This is a genomic window from Colwellia psychrerythraea 34H, assembly GCF_000012325.1.
GTDB classification, from domain to species: Bacteria; Pseudomonadota; Gammaproteobacteria; order Enterobacterales; family Alteromonadaceae; genus Colwellia; species Colwellia psychrerythraea_A.
In genome coordinates this window covers 4404324-4417861 of record NC_003910.7, presented here as the reverse complement: position 1 = coordinate 4417861, position 13538 = coordinate 4404324, and the positions used below count along the sequence as shown (strand labels likewise).

The 13538-nt window shown below is 37.5% G+C and carries 13 protein-coding genes; 3 read left to right on the top strand and 10 right to left on the bottom strand.

Going from position 1 to position 13538, the window contains the following annotated elements:
* The first annotated feature begins 276 nt into the window (after nucleotides 1–276).
* Both CPS_RS18795 and CPS_RS18790 read left to right on the top strand, forming a co-directional pair.
* On the top strand, nucleotides 277–1884 hold the full coding sequence (locus CPS_RS18795; protein ID WP_011044928.1) for an inorganic triphosphatase: 1608 nt from the start codon (nucleotides 277–279) through the stop codon (nucleotides 1882–1884).
* 5 nt (nucleotides 1885–1889) lie between these two features.
* Entirely contained in the window at nucleotides 1890–2801 is a 912-nt protein-coding gene (locus tag CPS_RS18790) for a L,D-transpeptidase family protein (RefSeq protein ID WP_011044927.1), read from the top strand.
* Between the two features lie 109 nt (nucleotides 2802–2910).
* Here CPS_RS18790 and CPS_RS18785 read toward each other — a convergent pair whose 3' ends face one another.
* From CPS_RS18785 to CPS_RS18745, 9 genes are all read right to left on the bottom strand, one after another.
* Nucleotides 2911–3168 (bottom strand): Lpp/OprI family alanine-zipper lipoprotein, encoded by a 258-nt coding sequence (locus CPS_RS18785; protein ID WP_011044926.1) that lies wholly within the window; start codon nucleotides 3166–3168, stop codon nucleotides 2911–2913.
* A 118-nt stretch (nucleotides 3169–3286) separates the two neighbouring features.
* Nucleotides 3287–3625: a hypothetical protein gene (locus CPS_RS18780; RefSeq protein WP_011044925.1), complete on the bottom strand. Its 339-nt coding sequence runs from the start codon at nucleotides 3623–3625 to the stop codon at nucleotides 3287–3289.
* A 12-nt stretch (nucleotides 3626–3637) separates the two neighbouring features.
* On the bottom strand, nucleotides 3638–4279 hold the full coding sequence (locus CPS_RS18775) for a hypothetical protein (protein WP_011044924.1): 642 nt from the start codon (nucleotides 4277–4279) through the stop codon (nucleotides 3638–3640).
* A 135-nt stretch (nucleotides 4280–4414) separates the two neighbouring features.
* Nucleotides 4415–5104, bottom strand: a complete 690-nt coding sequence (locus CPS_RS18770) for a PspA/IM30 family protein (RefSeq protein WP_011044923.1) — start codon at nucleotides 5102–5104, stop codon at nucleotides 4415–4417.
* 51 nt (nucleotides 5105–5155) lie between these two features.
* Nucleotides 5156–5569, bottom strand: a complete 414-nt coding sequence (locus CPS_RS18765) for a YjfI family protein (RefSeq protein WP_011044922.1) — start codon at nucleotides 5567–5569, stop codon at nucleotides 5156–5158.
* A 169-nt stretch (nucleotides 5570–5738) separates the two neighbouring features.
* Nucleotides 5739–7445, bottom strand: a complete 1707-nt coding sequence (locus CPS_RS18760; protein WP_011044921.1) for a polyamine aminopropyltransferase — start codon at nucleotides 7443–7445, stop codon at nucleotides 5739–5741.
* Nucleotides 7446–7505: 60 nt separating this feature from the next.
* The gene (locus CPS_RS23780; protein ID WP_041737135.1) at nucleotides 7506–7784 is read right to left on the bottom strand and encodes a hypothetical protein; all 279 of its coding nucleotides are present in this window, start codon (nucleotides 7782–7784) and stop codon (nucleotides 7506–7508) included.
* A 42-nt stretch (nucleotides 7785–7826) separates the two neighbouring features.
* Nucleotides 7827–8729, bottom strand: a complete 903-nt coding sequence (locus CPS_RS18750) for a DUF350 domain-containing protein (protein WP_011044919.1) — start codon at nucleotides 8727–8729, stop codon at nucleotides 7827–7829.
* A gap of 31 nt (nucleotides 8730–8760) precedes the next feature.
* Complete coding sequence (locus CPS_RS18745; RefSeq protein WP_049757935.1) at nucleotides 8761–9747, bottom strand: hypothetical protein; 987 nt, start codon at nucleotides 9745–9747, stop codon at nucleotides 8761–8763.
* Between the two features lie 130 nt (nucleotides 9748–9877).
* On the opposite strand from CPS_RS18745, the gene glnE reads away from it, so the two are divergent.
* Nucleotides 9878–12736: a bifunctional [glutamate--ammonia ligase]-adenylyl-L-tyrosine phosphorylase/[glutamate--ammonia-ligase] adenylyltransferase gene (gene glnE / locus CPS_RS18740; RefSeq protein WP_011044917.1), complete on the top strand. Its 2859-nt coding sequence runs from the start codon at nucleotides 9878–9880 to the stop codon at nucleotides 12734–12736.
* Nucleotides 12737–12772: 36 nt separating this feature from the next.
* Here the strand turns inward: glnE and CPS_RS18735 are convergent, their stop codons facing one another.
* On the bottom strand, nucleotides 12773–13471 hold the full coding sequence (locus tag CPS_RS18735) for a TcpQ domain-containing protein (protein ID WP_011044916.1): 699 nt from the start codon (nucleotides 13469–13471) through the stop codon (nucleotides 12773–12775).
* Between the last annotated feature and the right edge of the window lie 67 nt (nucleotides 13472–13538).

Below are 13538 nucleotides of genomic sequence, written 5' to 3'. Positions count from 1 at the left end.
AAAGAAGACAAGATATTATGTGTTTGCTGCTTTGATGGCAAGCTAAGAATGACTTCATTACCTACAAAAGTTAACTCAAGCCTTGAGTAAGTTTACTTTTTCGATGATTGATAACTAAGTTAATCAATAAGTTTCGTTACATTCTATTAAGTTTTACTTAGGTTAGGTCGCATTCTATATAAGTTTGCAACAAATAATGGGGAACTCGCTATTGGCATATTGATGTACTAACGGTATGCTTGTTAAGTGATAAGTAAACACTTAAATTAGGGCATAATGGTTACAGAAATAGAACTAAAATATTCATTGCTTGATAGCAATGAACAGACCAAACCAGAGAAAATAAAAACCACTATAAGCCAACTACTCTCTGAACACGACGTCACCTTCGTTCATCAGGAGAAGCAGTTGAGTAACCATTACTTTGATACTGCTGACCTAACACTACGTAAAAATAGAATTGCCTTACGTACACGTGGTACAAAATGTTTTGATGAAACTAAACGTTTTGAACAAACGATAAAAACCTCAGGCACCATCATTGCAGGTTTGCATCAAAGACCCGAATATAATGTCGACATTGGTGATGCTAAACCTATTGTTTCACTATTTCCCGATATTATTTTTCAACCTAATATCGATATTAATCTATTGCAGCAACAGATTGTCGAACTATTTTCCACCCATTTTACCCGTCATACTTGGCTTGTTAGTTTCGAAGATGCTCAAATTGAGATTGCATTTGATTGTGGTGAAGTTGCTTGTCAAAACTATGTTAAAAAGCCGCGTATATATGAAATTGAATTAGAGTTCGTCAGCGGTGATTCTCAAGCGTTATTAGGATTAACTAAGCTGTTATTTAGTCAATTAGCTTTACGACCCGGACAGTTAACAAAAGCAGCCCGTGGTTATGCTTTATATCATGAGAGCCTTACATTAGCTTCTCATGTTGAAAATAAGCCGCCTAATAACAGCGCTATTGTTGAGCAAATAGAGCTTTCAATGATTAATTTACCCAAAAAAATACCACTCCATAACGCTCTCACTCATGGCATCGAGTTTTCGTTAAACCAGCTGCAACTCTGTGTTGATAGTTATGTGGAAGTTCCTTCATTTAATATGCTCAGCAAAGTAAGTGAACAGCTTATATTACTTAGACAAGGGTTTTGGTTGTTTGATGAGCTATTATCTCCAGATGAAAAAGCACTTCGCACTGAGCTTAGTTATTTTATCCGAACGATTCATTGGGTTGAAAATGCACGTTATATTCAATTACTAATCAACAAACAAAGCTCATATCAAAAAGAGAACTTAATTAATCAAGAGTTGATAACAAAATTACAATTACGTCAAAGCCGTTATCCAAGGGAGTTGCAAGTTTTAGAACTATTGCATAGTGAACGCTTTAATAATCTGCAAGTTGACTTACTTTCTTTATTACTTAAAAGAAATAGTGATGAGACGCTTAAAATTGATAACTCTTCCTCATTAGTTGAATTTGCAACTAAACACTTAACCAACAGCACTAAAGCACTAAGTGATGAATTAGTTAAATTGCAAAAACCACAAGATTCTACCTCTATTGAGTTATATTTAACTGCACATAGCCTATTGATTAGAGCACTATTAACTACAAGTTGGTTTAGTTGCTTGTTCGCTGAGCCAGAGAGTGACATTGTTAAGAGATTCAACATGCCTTTGTTAGATATTAAACAGGGTATTATTGAGTTACAATCGTTGAGCTTATTACTGCAACAGTTAAAGCACCTACCAAAAAAAGAAAATAAATTAACGCAATGGTTAACCAATAAAAGTGAAAATTTAATCACGGCATTAGATCAGTCCAGAGCAAAAGCCTTAACAATGAAACCTTACTGGCCATAAATAACATGATAAAAAATAAAAGATCCCTTGTTACTTCGTTAAGCTTCTTTATCGCACTGATATTTATTAAGCCTTCGACGGCAACTGTGTATGAAATAGAAAGTGAGAACAAGCGTCTAATAGGTGAACCTATCATTCATACTGTAGTTAAAGGAGACTACTTTCAGCAATTAGCTGAGCAATATGATGTTGGTTTTTTAGCATTACTGGCGGCTAATCCCGAGCATGACCCCTTTTTACTTAAAGTTGATACCGAGGTGGTAATACCAAATCAAATGTTATTACCCTTTATTTCACGAAAAGGAATAGTCATCAATCTGCCTGAATTACGCTTATATTACTATTCACCCGAAGAAAATAAAGTCCATGTTTTTCCTGTAGGTATCGGTCGACAGGGCTTGTCTACACCGTTAACTAGCACTGTAATTGGTGAAAAGAGAAAAGATCCCGACTGGCGTCCAACCAAAGAAATGCAAAAGCGTCACTTTGCTGAGCATGGAGAGTACCTCCCTGACGTAGTTCCCGCAGGACCAAACAACCCTTTTGGTAAATATGCCTTACGACTAGGCACTAGTGAATACCTAATTCATGGTTCTAATAAGCGTTTTGGTATTGGTATGCGCGCTAGCTCAGGTTGTATTCGAATGTATGATGATGATATTAAATGGCTTTTTGATAATGTTCCGGTAAATACTAAAGTGAGAGTCGTTAATCAACCAGTAAAAATGTCTTTTGAAAATGGTGATAAGCAATTAATAGAGATACATCAACAGTTGTCAGATCTTGAGACAACTAAAGGCAATGTTATTTTAACTAAAGCGATGCAACGATTTGTTGGTACTAATCGTGAATATTGGCAGCAACTACTACCTGTTATTGAAAAACCACACGGATTAGTTGTTGAACTAGCTAAATAACCTTAAAGGTTAACCTGTTTTATTAATAAACTACTCTAGCAATAGACAATAAAAAAGCACCATATGGTGCTTTTTTATTGTCTATTGCTAAATAAGCTAGCAAAAATAACTATTTTTTATATGAAGCTACAACATTATCAATACGTTCATTTGCTGCTTTAGCATCAGTTGCTGCTTGCTCAGCTGCTGCTTTTGCTGCTTTAACATCAGCCGATACAGATTGTTGCTGTGACTCTAAATCTGCAACTTGGCTTGATAAAGCATCAACTTTACTCGTTAGTGAAGTGATATTTGCATCAAGTGCATCAGTGTTGGCACAAGCTGTTAGGGCTAACGCCAGAGATACTGCGATAATTTTTTTTAACATAATGATATCCTAAGTGAAGTTATTGTTTATTCATGTTCATTGCAGTATGGCACAAAAAAAAACTTTCACAAAGCCGTTATATTTGAATTTTAACTAGTGATATTAGACATTGATATCACTATTCCTTTTCGTCGCGGTTGCACGAATTAATATGAGCGATTAAATCATCCATAAGTTTCTTCTTAATTTCTAGTTGATCTTCGGCTTGTAGTTGATATTTATCAGCGAGAAGTTGATAGTCACTAGGAGCTAAACTCACAGTTAAGCGTGGTCGCTTGGGTCTTTTATTGATTGGTAAGCCTAAAATATCACGAATTTGATCCGAAGGACTTAAACCAGCATCAAGTGCCTGTTTACGAATAGACAGTTGGATCTTTTCATCCATATCAAAAGCGACCTGCACCGCTTTTATCGCTTTCACGGAGGATTGCCATTTATCGGGGATTTTTCTCGCCATAATACTTTCCGGTTAACTTGCTGGATACATATCAATTATATCACTAAGCGGCCTAAATAAAGTTAAGCACACTTCAGTATCGCCATCTTGCCATACTTCAATATCAATGCCTTTACTCTGATCTTCATTATACAAGCTATATAATTCAAATTGCTCCCCGCTATCTTTTCCTTCATAAGCCGAGAGGTTCTCACTACGGTGATCTTTACGGTGAAAAAATCCAACCTTAGCAAACACGCTTTGTTGATATTGCTCGCTACTCCACAGGGCAGCGATATTGGAGTCAGCCTTTTTTTCTAAAAAAGCCTCTCCTGGTTCATCGAATACTTCGGAAAAACTGTCTAAGTCAAATAAGGTTTCGACATCTTCATGCTGAATTTTTAATGATAATTTGAGCTCGGTAATATCATCCACTTCGAGTGATAAAAATATTTCTAGTGCGTTAGTCCCTATTAAGGCCCATTCGGTTTGCACTTTTTCTTCAAATTCATAGCTATTAACGGCTTTTACTTGAAACTCTTGTCCACGCAAGGACTCAGGTAAGGCAAAGCTATCTGTCAAAACAATAATATCACCAACCAGTAATTGATTAACATTTGTTAATTTTCTTGGTTCGTTAGATGATTTATTAAATATCTTTTTAAAAAAACTCATAAGGTTACCTGAAGTAGGATGGATATTGATTTAACACAAAACTAATGAACGAATAAAGTCCCGCTCAGACAACATATTTATTTAGTAATCATTACAAAGTAAGCCAGTTAAATAAATTAACTGGCTTAGGTAAGGTTACTTTTGTTTAGCTTTTAAACGCTCTAATACTGAGTTAGCGCTATTGTCTTGTGAGCCAATACCTGCGGCTTTTAACTGCGCTTGTAATGATGAATCCGAATTTTCAGATTCAAGTAACTCACCCGCTTTCATTTTGTCATCAAACTTTTGTTGCTTAGCTTTAATACGTTCTAAAGAATCTTTCGCACTTAATAGCTTAGAATTGCTTGATGAAAAGTTATCGGTAATAGCTGACGTCGCTTTTTGTACACTTTCAGTGGTTTTAACCATAGACAGTTGACGTTTATGCTCGGCAACTTGACGCTCACTTCTCTTAACTAACTCTTTCAAACGTTCAGCATTGCCACTAAAACTATCGTGAGCTTGTTGCTGATCGGCTAAGGTACCTTCTAAGGTAGCAATTTTTTCTGCTACAGCAAGTGCTAGTGTTTCATCACCTTTTTCGAGTGCTTGTGTTGCATAACCTTCGTGTTCTGAAACTTCACGGGTTAAACGATCAACTTCACGTTTTGCTGACATTTGCTCAGCCATAACACCTGTTAAATCACGTTTTGCTTTGGTAAGGTGATTTTCAGCATCACGTATTTCTTGTTCAAAGATACGGGTTGCATTTGCATCAATGATAGCTTCACCAGCTTCTGATGCACCGCCACGTATTGCGGTCATTATTTTTTTAAATATACTCATTAGTAACTCCTAACTAGGGGTAATCAAAGTGACGCTTAATTAGTTATTTAACTAAAGTAAGTAATCACTCATATCATCAATCACTTCTATAGCATTGTTGCTTAACACTGCTAATTCATGCTCAACATCTGAAAAGCTTGAACTGATAGATAAAGCGCCAAAGACTACATATTTATCACCAATTTTTGAAAATGATGATAAGGGCATAGGGATATTCATTTCTAACATGCTCTCATGCATGGCATGAATACATTCAGGTTTAACTTCTTCTGCTCCCCATAAGTAGCTGATGCAAATAATTTGGTCTTCGGTTACCGAAACAAAAATTGGTAACTCTTCACGGTCTGAAATGCTAATTTGCAGGACGTCGACTTCGCCAGATATTGGTTGGCAATCAAAGCTCATTCCTGTGTCTGAATTATCTGCCAAGCTGTTTAAGTGATCGGCTATAGTATGAATATTCATGTATTTCCTATCCTTCCTTTCTTTAGTGAAAAAGTAGATGACATAATATGTCGTCTGAGTTAAATTTAACATCCTGACATATTATGTCAAGGTGTTTTTATAAACTAATTGTTACTCTTTGTAGTTACTTTGTATCAATTGTCTTTGCGAAACATTTTGGTATTATCGATTAATTTAAGCCTTGTTGATCTTGCCAAGCGCTTTGGTGTAATTGATAAATCGTATGACTGCCTAAAATGTTAATACCAATATTATCTTTGTTCTGATAAAAATCATTAGGGAAAATGAAAGCAGCCTTTAATATAGCCAAGTTTAACCATTGATGCGCTACTGGAAGCTTAGTTAGTTTGTTTAATCTTGTTAACGGACTAGCGCCACTCTTAGAGGCAATGGTCCATCCCCATTCACCAAAACTGGGCACATTATCGTGATATTGCTCTACATGGGAAAACTTAGCTGCTGCTAAAGTATTACCAATAGCAATAAAAGAGTCTTTAGCGTGATAAGGGCTAGTTGATTGAATTGCAATTAAACCATCACCTGATAACAACAACTTAAGTCGTGCATAAAAGTTTACCGAATAGAGTTTGTTAAGATCGGGATGACTTGGGTCTGGTAAATCTACAATAATTGCGTCGAATGTTTGTCGATCCTCTAACAATTGATTAATGGCAATAAACGCATCAGCACGATAAATTGTGACTCGTTCATCTTGTAAACTATTTTTATTTAACTGTAAAATTTGACTCGCTAAGCGAGGGTTTACTTGCTTCTTTGGTTGTTTGAAAATATCAATTAATTCACTATCTAAATCAATTAGCGTCACGTGTTTTGGATTGTATTTTAAAACATCTCTTAACGCTAAACCGTCACCGCCGCCAATAATTAATATCTTATCATGTCGCGCAGAGCCTGCCATTACAGGGGCAACAAGGTAATCATGATAAATATGTTCATCAATAGATGAAAACTGTAAACGACCATTTAGATAGAAATTGATTATATTGTCTTGCTCAAGACCCATATGACGTTCGGTAAAGGTTAACTGTTGATAACGAGTTTTATCGGTGTGAACCACTTTATCAAGATAGAGCAGACTATTCATTTGATTAAGCCATTGATTACCATAACTAAACATTAAAACTATAATTAAAGCTAAGGCACAATGTAAAGCAACAAAGGTTTTACGCCAATTAAGGTGTTGCCAATAACGGAGAATAAAAAAAGCACCGGCAATTAGGTTTAAACTTGCGGTGAGTGCTGCTGCTTTACTAATGTCTAAACTCAGTAAAAAAACAACCCAAATCGCCGCACCAATACCAGCACCAACATAATCTGCGCCATAAATAGTGCCTAAATTATTGGCAAGGTGTTGCTGGTGAATGCTCTCACGAATGCGAGCAATTAATGGGATCTCCATACCAATAAAAAAGCCGAGTAATACCCCAAAGAAATAAGGGCTATTAAACGCTAGCCAACTTAAATCCTTGAAAAGCCCACCTTGAGGTTTCATATCAGGCGGAAGTGATAACATATCTGCAATCAGTTGCGGGAATATTTGCGTAATAGCGATTAAACCACCAATGATCAAAATGGCAGAGCTACCCAGTAAGGCAATAATAAGTTCTAGCCATACGAAACCATTAAAAGCACAACGTACTTTTCGAGCAGCAAAAGCACCAAGTCCCATCGACACTATCATTAAGCCAATCATGGTGTAGATAGTGCTTTCCATCACGCCTAACACTCGACCGGCGTAATGAGAGAGTAAATACTCATAAATTAGCCCACAGCCTGCTAGAACAGCCATCGTTAGAATAAGTAAGATATCGTCGAGTAGGTGAGACTTCTTTTGAGGTAAAGTGTTTTGTGCCATAGGTATTAGTGACTAGTAATTAAGGTAAAAGGAGAGTGATAGATGAAGTTTATGCAGTGTTTAATGATGCTCACCACCAGCACCTGAGCGCACTATGGTGGTGAGTTTATACCCGTTACCAATCAAGATGCCTGTTTCAGAGTGCTTGAGCAATTTCAATACAAGGCGCACCTTTGTAGTAATGCTTATTCCCTTACAAAAAGGTGCAACGACGTAGTGATGATGCTCAAACGCTTCTTCGATGGGGCTAAAAGCGATTTGGGCGGCGTTATTAATTTGAACAAGAGAGTAACCATTGTTTAAAATTAATGCCTTGCTTAAAACACTTTTAACTCCCACTGAAATCACGCACTTTGAATGATAACAGGTATAACACTTTTATTAGGCCATTAGTGCCGTTAATATTAAGGCTATAGCGATACTGGTTGCCATTTCAATACTGGCAACACCGATATTATGTTGTTGATCAACTTCTTCAACTAGGTTTATTCCCCAAAGCACGATGCGCTTAGCTATTGCAGAAAGTAGAGCAACAAGTAAAGTCATCCCGATACCAAAAACTAACCAGCCGAGTAAATTGACGACTAATGTTTCAGGGCTATAAATTAGGAAGTGACTGGCAGCAGTTACCGCTAAAGCGGTACTAATGACTTGGCCACTATAACGAATGGCTAAAGCAAGTTGACCATTACTTAACGCTTCTTGTAAGCAATCTTCTTGGTTGTTTTTAGCATACTGTCGTTCGCGTAGTCGAGTAATTATGACTAACATGGTTTGAGCAACAATAAATCCACTTGTGATAGCAATGAATGTACTTAAATCGAGCCCGTCTACCCACAGTAATACAGCACGAATGATTATCGCTGTTGCAATAGCACCAGCGGCGTCGATAATACCTATAGTTAAGTTTTTCTCTATTATCAGTGCATTTTTATCTAAGTGCTGCAGTGCAATTTTATCATGGATAATACGACCTACTTTAATCAGTATTAAACCATAACCGCCGTATGCCAGCATACCAATAGCTTCCATAGCATAGCTACTTGCTGATTCGCCAGTAATAGCACCAGTAAGAACAATGCCTAGCGCTAATACACTACCAGCAACACTGATGCCAAAAGCGAAGTTATCTTCTTTGGCTAATTCATCAGTACTGTTTACCTTTGCACTAAGTCCTGAAAGGAAACGCATAGCCCCTAATAATAATATGGCTATCGAAACATCGATGGCCAAATAAACGAGCAAGTCTTGATTAACACCAGTGAGTTCGATGAATGAGTTCATAATTTGACTGTTCCTATTCTTTATTTATTCATTACTTCCCGCGTCTAAAACCGCGTGATGTATTGGTGTTTGAGTTTCTAAAACTAGAATTTTTGCTTTTAGATTTACTGGCATAATTGCTTTTCTTCACACTATTGGTGCGAAAGCGATTAGCACTCGTTTGGGCTGTTTTACTTTGGCTTGATAAGCTTGACGATCCCGCTCTATTTTTACTATACGGGCTGGTAAATTTTTGCCCGCGACTACTGAACGACTTCTTAGTGCGAGTATCAAGCGACGTTTGTTTCTTTAATTGGCTTGGTGAACTGTAACGTGTTCTGCCGTAGTCGTTGTAGTAGCTATAATTACGCTGTCTACCCCAATCATTATAAGAGGTACGTCGGCCAAACATGTCACCCATCATTGAGTACATGCCATACCAAGCCCAAAAAGACATGCCATTGCTGCCTGTTTGCCAGTTACCGTAACTGGGGTTACCAATTAATTGCTCACCGGTACCGAAATCTTGAGCATTGTTGGCTTGCTGACTCTGCGATTTTGATAATGAATTAATACGAGGCAGTTGACCATCAGACATATCAGCCAATACATTAAGCGGGTCGCTCAATGCATCAGAATAAAGTACGGGATCTGCTGCTTGGTAAATATTTAGTAATTCATTATAAAGCGCCTGAGAAGACTCAAACATTTGTGGTTGATTTTTTGCTGTATTAATCCTATCTAATAGCGATTTGTACATAGGGCCATCAGTAGAAGCATCTTTACGAAACTCATTGATCAAGGGGGCTAAGTTCGCCTTATTAACCATTACTGTATCAGCATATTTTTTAATTAAGCTGGCATTGCGAACTTGACCATTATTTAAAGCATCACCTAACTGAGCAACTCTTTGCTCGGTCATGGGTAATTGCTGTTCGATTTGCTCTTTTACAGGATCACCACAGCCAACTAAACTAAGCGTGGTAATTATGATCAAGAGCAATAAAAAAGGTGTTTTTAGTAAGTGCATTTCTGCCATCATCTCCTTAAAAATGCTATGTTATCGTAATAGTTAATTAATATTAGCGACAAATCATAGACAAGTGTCAATTAATACCATTAACGACATATTATGTCTATAGCAACGCTTGCTTATATAAGGAATTCTTGTGACGTTATCTTTTTCTCCTCTTTTACACGACCAACAAAAAATCAGCTGGCAGCAATTTAGTGATCAACATGCAGATGCCTGTAATGAGTTAACACAAGATCAGCTTAGTGCGTTTAAACAAGCGATAACCTTGAGTGATTTCATCTTAAACAGTGCCTTACAAGCACCTGAACTCGTTCTTGAGCTTTTTCAAGAACCTAACGAAGAAGCATTACCTGATTATAAAAGTCTTTTGGCTGGACAATTATCTCCTTGTACTGATGAAGTTCAGTTGCATCGAATCCTTAGGCGATTTCGCTTACAACACATGGTTAAGATAGCGCTTGATGACTTGATTTTTAGCATTAGTCTAGATATTTCATTGGCAAGATTATCCTCATTAGCGGACGAACTTATTTTAGCTAGTTTGCAGTGGCTCACTGATTTTTGTCAGAAAAAGTGGGGTACACCGACAAATGAACAAGGTGAAAACCAGACTTTATTGGTCTATGGCATGGGGAAACTTGGTGGCAAGGAATTAAACTTTTCCTCCGATATAGATTTAATTTTCACTTATCCCGAAAGTGGAGAAACCCAGGGCTGTCGCCGCAGTATAGATAACCAGCAATTTTTTACCCGCTTAGCCCAAAAGCTTATTGCCTCATTACATCAAGTTACCTGTGATGGTTTTGTTTATCGTGTAGATATGCGATTACGTCCTTTTGGTGATAGTGGGCCACTGGTGCTGACATTCAATGCAATGGAAGATTACTACCAAGAACAGGGACGCGATTGGGAACGTTATGCCATGTTGAAAGCACGGGTTATTGGTGAGTCTAAATACCATGAGCAGTTATCAAGCATGCTCAGACCCTTTGTTTACCGTCGTTACATCGATTTTAGCGTCATCGATAGTTTACGTCGCATGAAAATGATGATTGCGCAGGAGGTTCGTCGTAAACAATTAATTAATAATATTAAACTTGGTGCTGGTGGTATTCGCGAAATTGAATTTATCGTGCAAGTTTTTCAGTTAATTAGAGGCGGGCGGGTAAAAGAGTTGCAACAACGCAGTTTATTAATTGTGTTGCCAAAACTTGTCGACTCAGGCGAAATTAACGCTGCAAATAAAGAAGTGTTAGAAAATGCTTACCGTTTTTTACGACGTGTTGAAAATATCATTCAAGCTTTAGCTGATAAACAAACGCAAACATTGCCCGATAATGAACTTGATCAGCAGCGATTATTAACCGTACTTGCTATTAAAACCTGGCCTGAATTTTTAGTTATATTAGCCAAACATATGGATGGTGTTCACCAAGAGTTTGACCAACTTATCGGACTTGATAGTCCGAACCATCAAGCTGCAGATGAACACTGGGTAACCCTTTGGCATAGCCGCTGGAGTGATGAAGAGTCTATTGCTTGGTTAGAACAAGAAGCACATTCATGGGAAAGCGATAAAGTTTGGCAAATACTGCATGATTTTCGAGAGGATACGAGCAAACGCAGTTTAGGTAACAGAGGTCGTCAGGTGTTAGATAAATTAATACCATTACTGTTATGTAGATTACAAAAAAATGAAATGGCTGAGCAAGTTATCGCAAGAGTATTGCAAGTCTTCAGCAAAATAGTGACACGTACTGCTTATTTAGAACTACTTTTTGAAAATGAAGGTGCGTTAAAGCAACTTATTCATTTATGCCAAGCAAGTAGTTGGGTGACAGATTATATTGCTAAATATCCTATTTTACTTGATGAACTTATTGATCCCAAGTTATTACACAACCCACCACAATTGTCATCTTATGGCATCGAGTTGCGTGAGCGCATGTTAAGAATTCCAGAAGAAGACCTTGAAGCACAAATGGAAGCTTTGCGTCAGTTTAAACAATCTCAACAATTACGCATTGCCGCCGCTGAAATTGCCGATGTATTACCGGTAGCAACAATCAGTGACCACTTAACGTCCTTGGCTGAAGCCATTGTATCAGAAGTGATAAACCTTGCATGGCAACAAGTTAGTGAGCGCTTTGGTATACCAACCTCTTGCTTAGATGGCGCAAAGGAAAAAGGTTTTGGTGTTATTGCTTACGGGAAAACCGGCGGGGTAGAGTTAGGTTACAGCTCAGACTTAGATTTAGTCTTCGTCCATCATAGTGAGGCAAGTGAAGACACAACGGGTAGGGCTGATGGCAGTAAAGTCATACCAGCCAGCCAGTTTTACGTGAAGTTAGCCCAGCGTATTATGCATATTTTTAACACCCGCATGAATAGCGGCATATTATATGAACTAGATATGCGTTTAAGGCCGTCAGGTAATTCCGGCTTATTGGTTGTACATTTAAATACTTTTGCTCAGTATCAACATGAAGAAGCTTGGACATGGGAGCATCAAGCGTTAGTCAGAGCCCGAATGATTTTTGGTAATGAGAAGCTTCAGCAACAATACATCAATATTAGGCAAGATGTTTTATCAAAACCAAGAGTATTTCTCGAGCTTAAAAACGATATTATTACTATGCGTGAAAAAATGCGTAGCCATTTAGATAAATCAAGTGAATCGCTCTTTGATATTAAGCAGGGTAAAGGTGGCTTGGTTGATATTGAATTTCTTGCTCAGTTTTTAGTACTTGCCTACGCTACTCAGCATAGGGAGTTGATGCTTGTATGTGATAATTTAGGTATTTTTAAAACCCTACTGAAGTTGGACTTATTAGAAAAGTCAGAACAACAACAGCTAAGTAATATGTATCAAAAATTAAGGGCTTTAGGGCATCAAGCGACTATGCAAAATGCGGGGCAACTAATTAATAGGGAAAGCATAGTTGGTGAAAAAGCGATTGGAGACATTTGGCAAAACCGCCTAGTTGATTAAATCAGGCGGTATATCAAGGACGATTAATAAGCCAGGCTAATAAGGATTCTCACTAGCAAGTAAAATACACTCCTCATCTAAAAAAGGTTGAGGAGCACTCTTAATGACTACAACCGCGCGTTGACGATAACAAAAGAAAATAGAGAGGCCTGATTCAAAATGTCCTTCAATGGCTTTTGCTACTTGAAAAGTGGTTTTTAAAATATCTTTTTCAATTCGAAACGGATCTTTTACGACATAATCACGGTTTAACCACCAAATTAAATCAATACCGTCTTTTTCAGAATATTCTACTAACTTTTGGTTTAAAGTATCACCTGTTCTAAAGGGTCTTGATTCAATACTTCCTTGCCAATTTTTATTATATGGACGAACTACCATTTCTCTTGCTTGTAATAACTTAGCTAAGTCACCTTTAGGGTCAGGAAGATAAACAATGTTATTACGAATTTTAGGACCTTTGCCATCCATATCACCATGTAAGTTTGCATAAAACTTAGATAAACCATCTGCCGCAGCATTGCCTGAGCTTCTCCCTTGCTGATAAAGGCTAGTTTTACTTTCAACCTCCACTTCTTTTGGCGTTGAATCAACAACCGTTTCAGTCGTTTTTATAGCGTTTTCTTTCGTATTAGAGCCATCGAGAGAAAGTAAAAAGTCCTGGTTGGCAAAAAATAACCAAGCCAATATCGTAAGAAAAAGCCCTAAAATAATGTTCCGCAGCCAAAAGTTCATCGGTTAATCAACACCTTTGTTATTATCACCTGAATTATAGTGAAGGTTAGCTTACTTTACGTAAAGA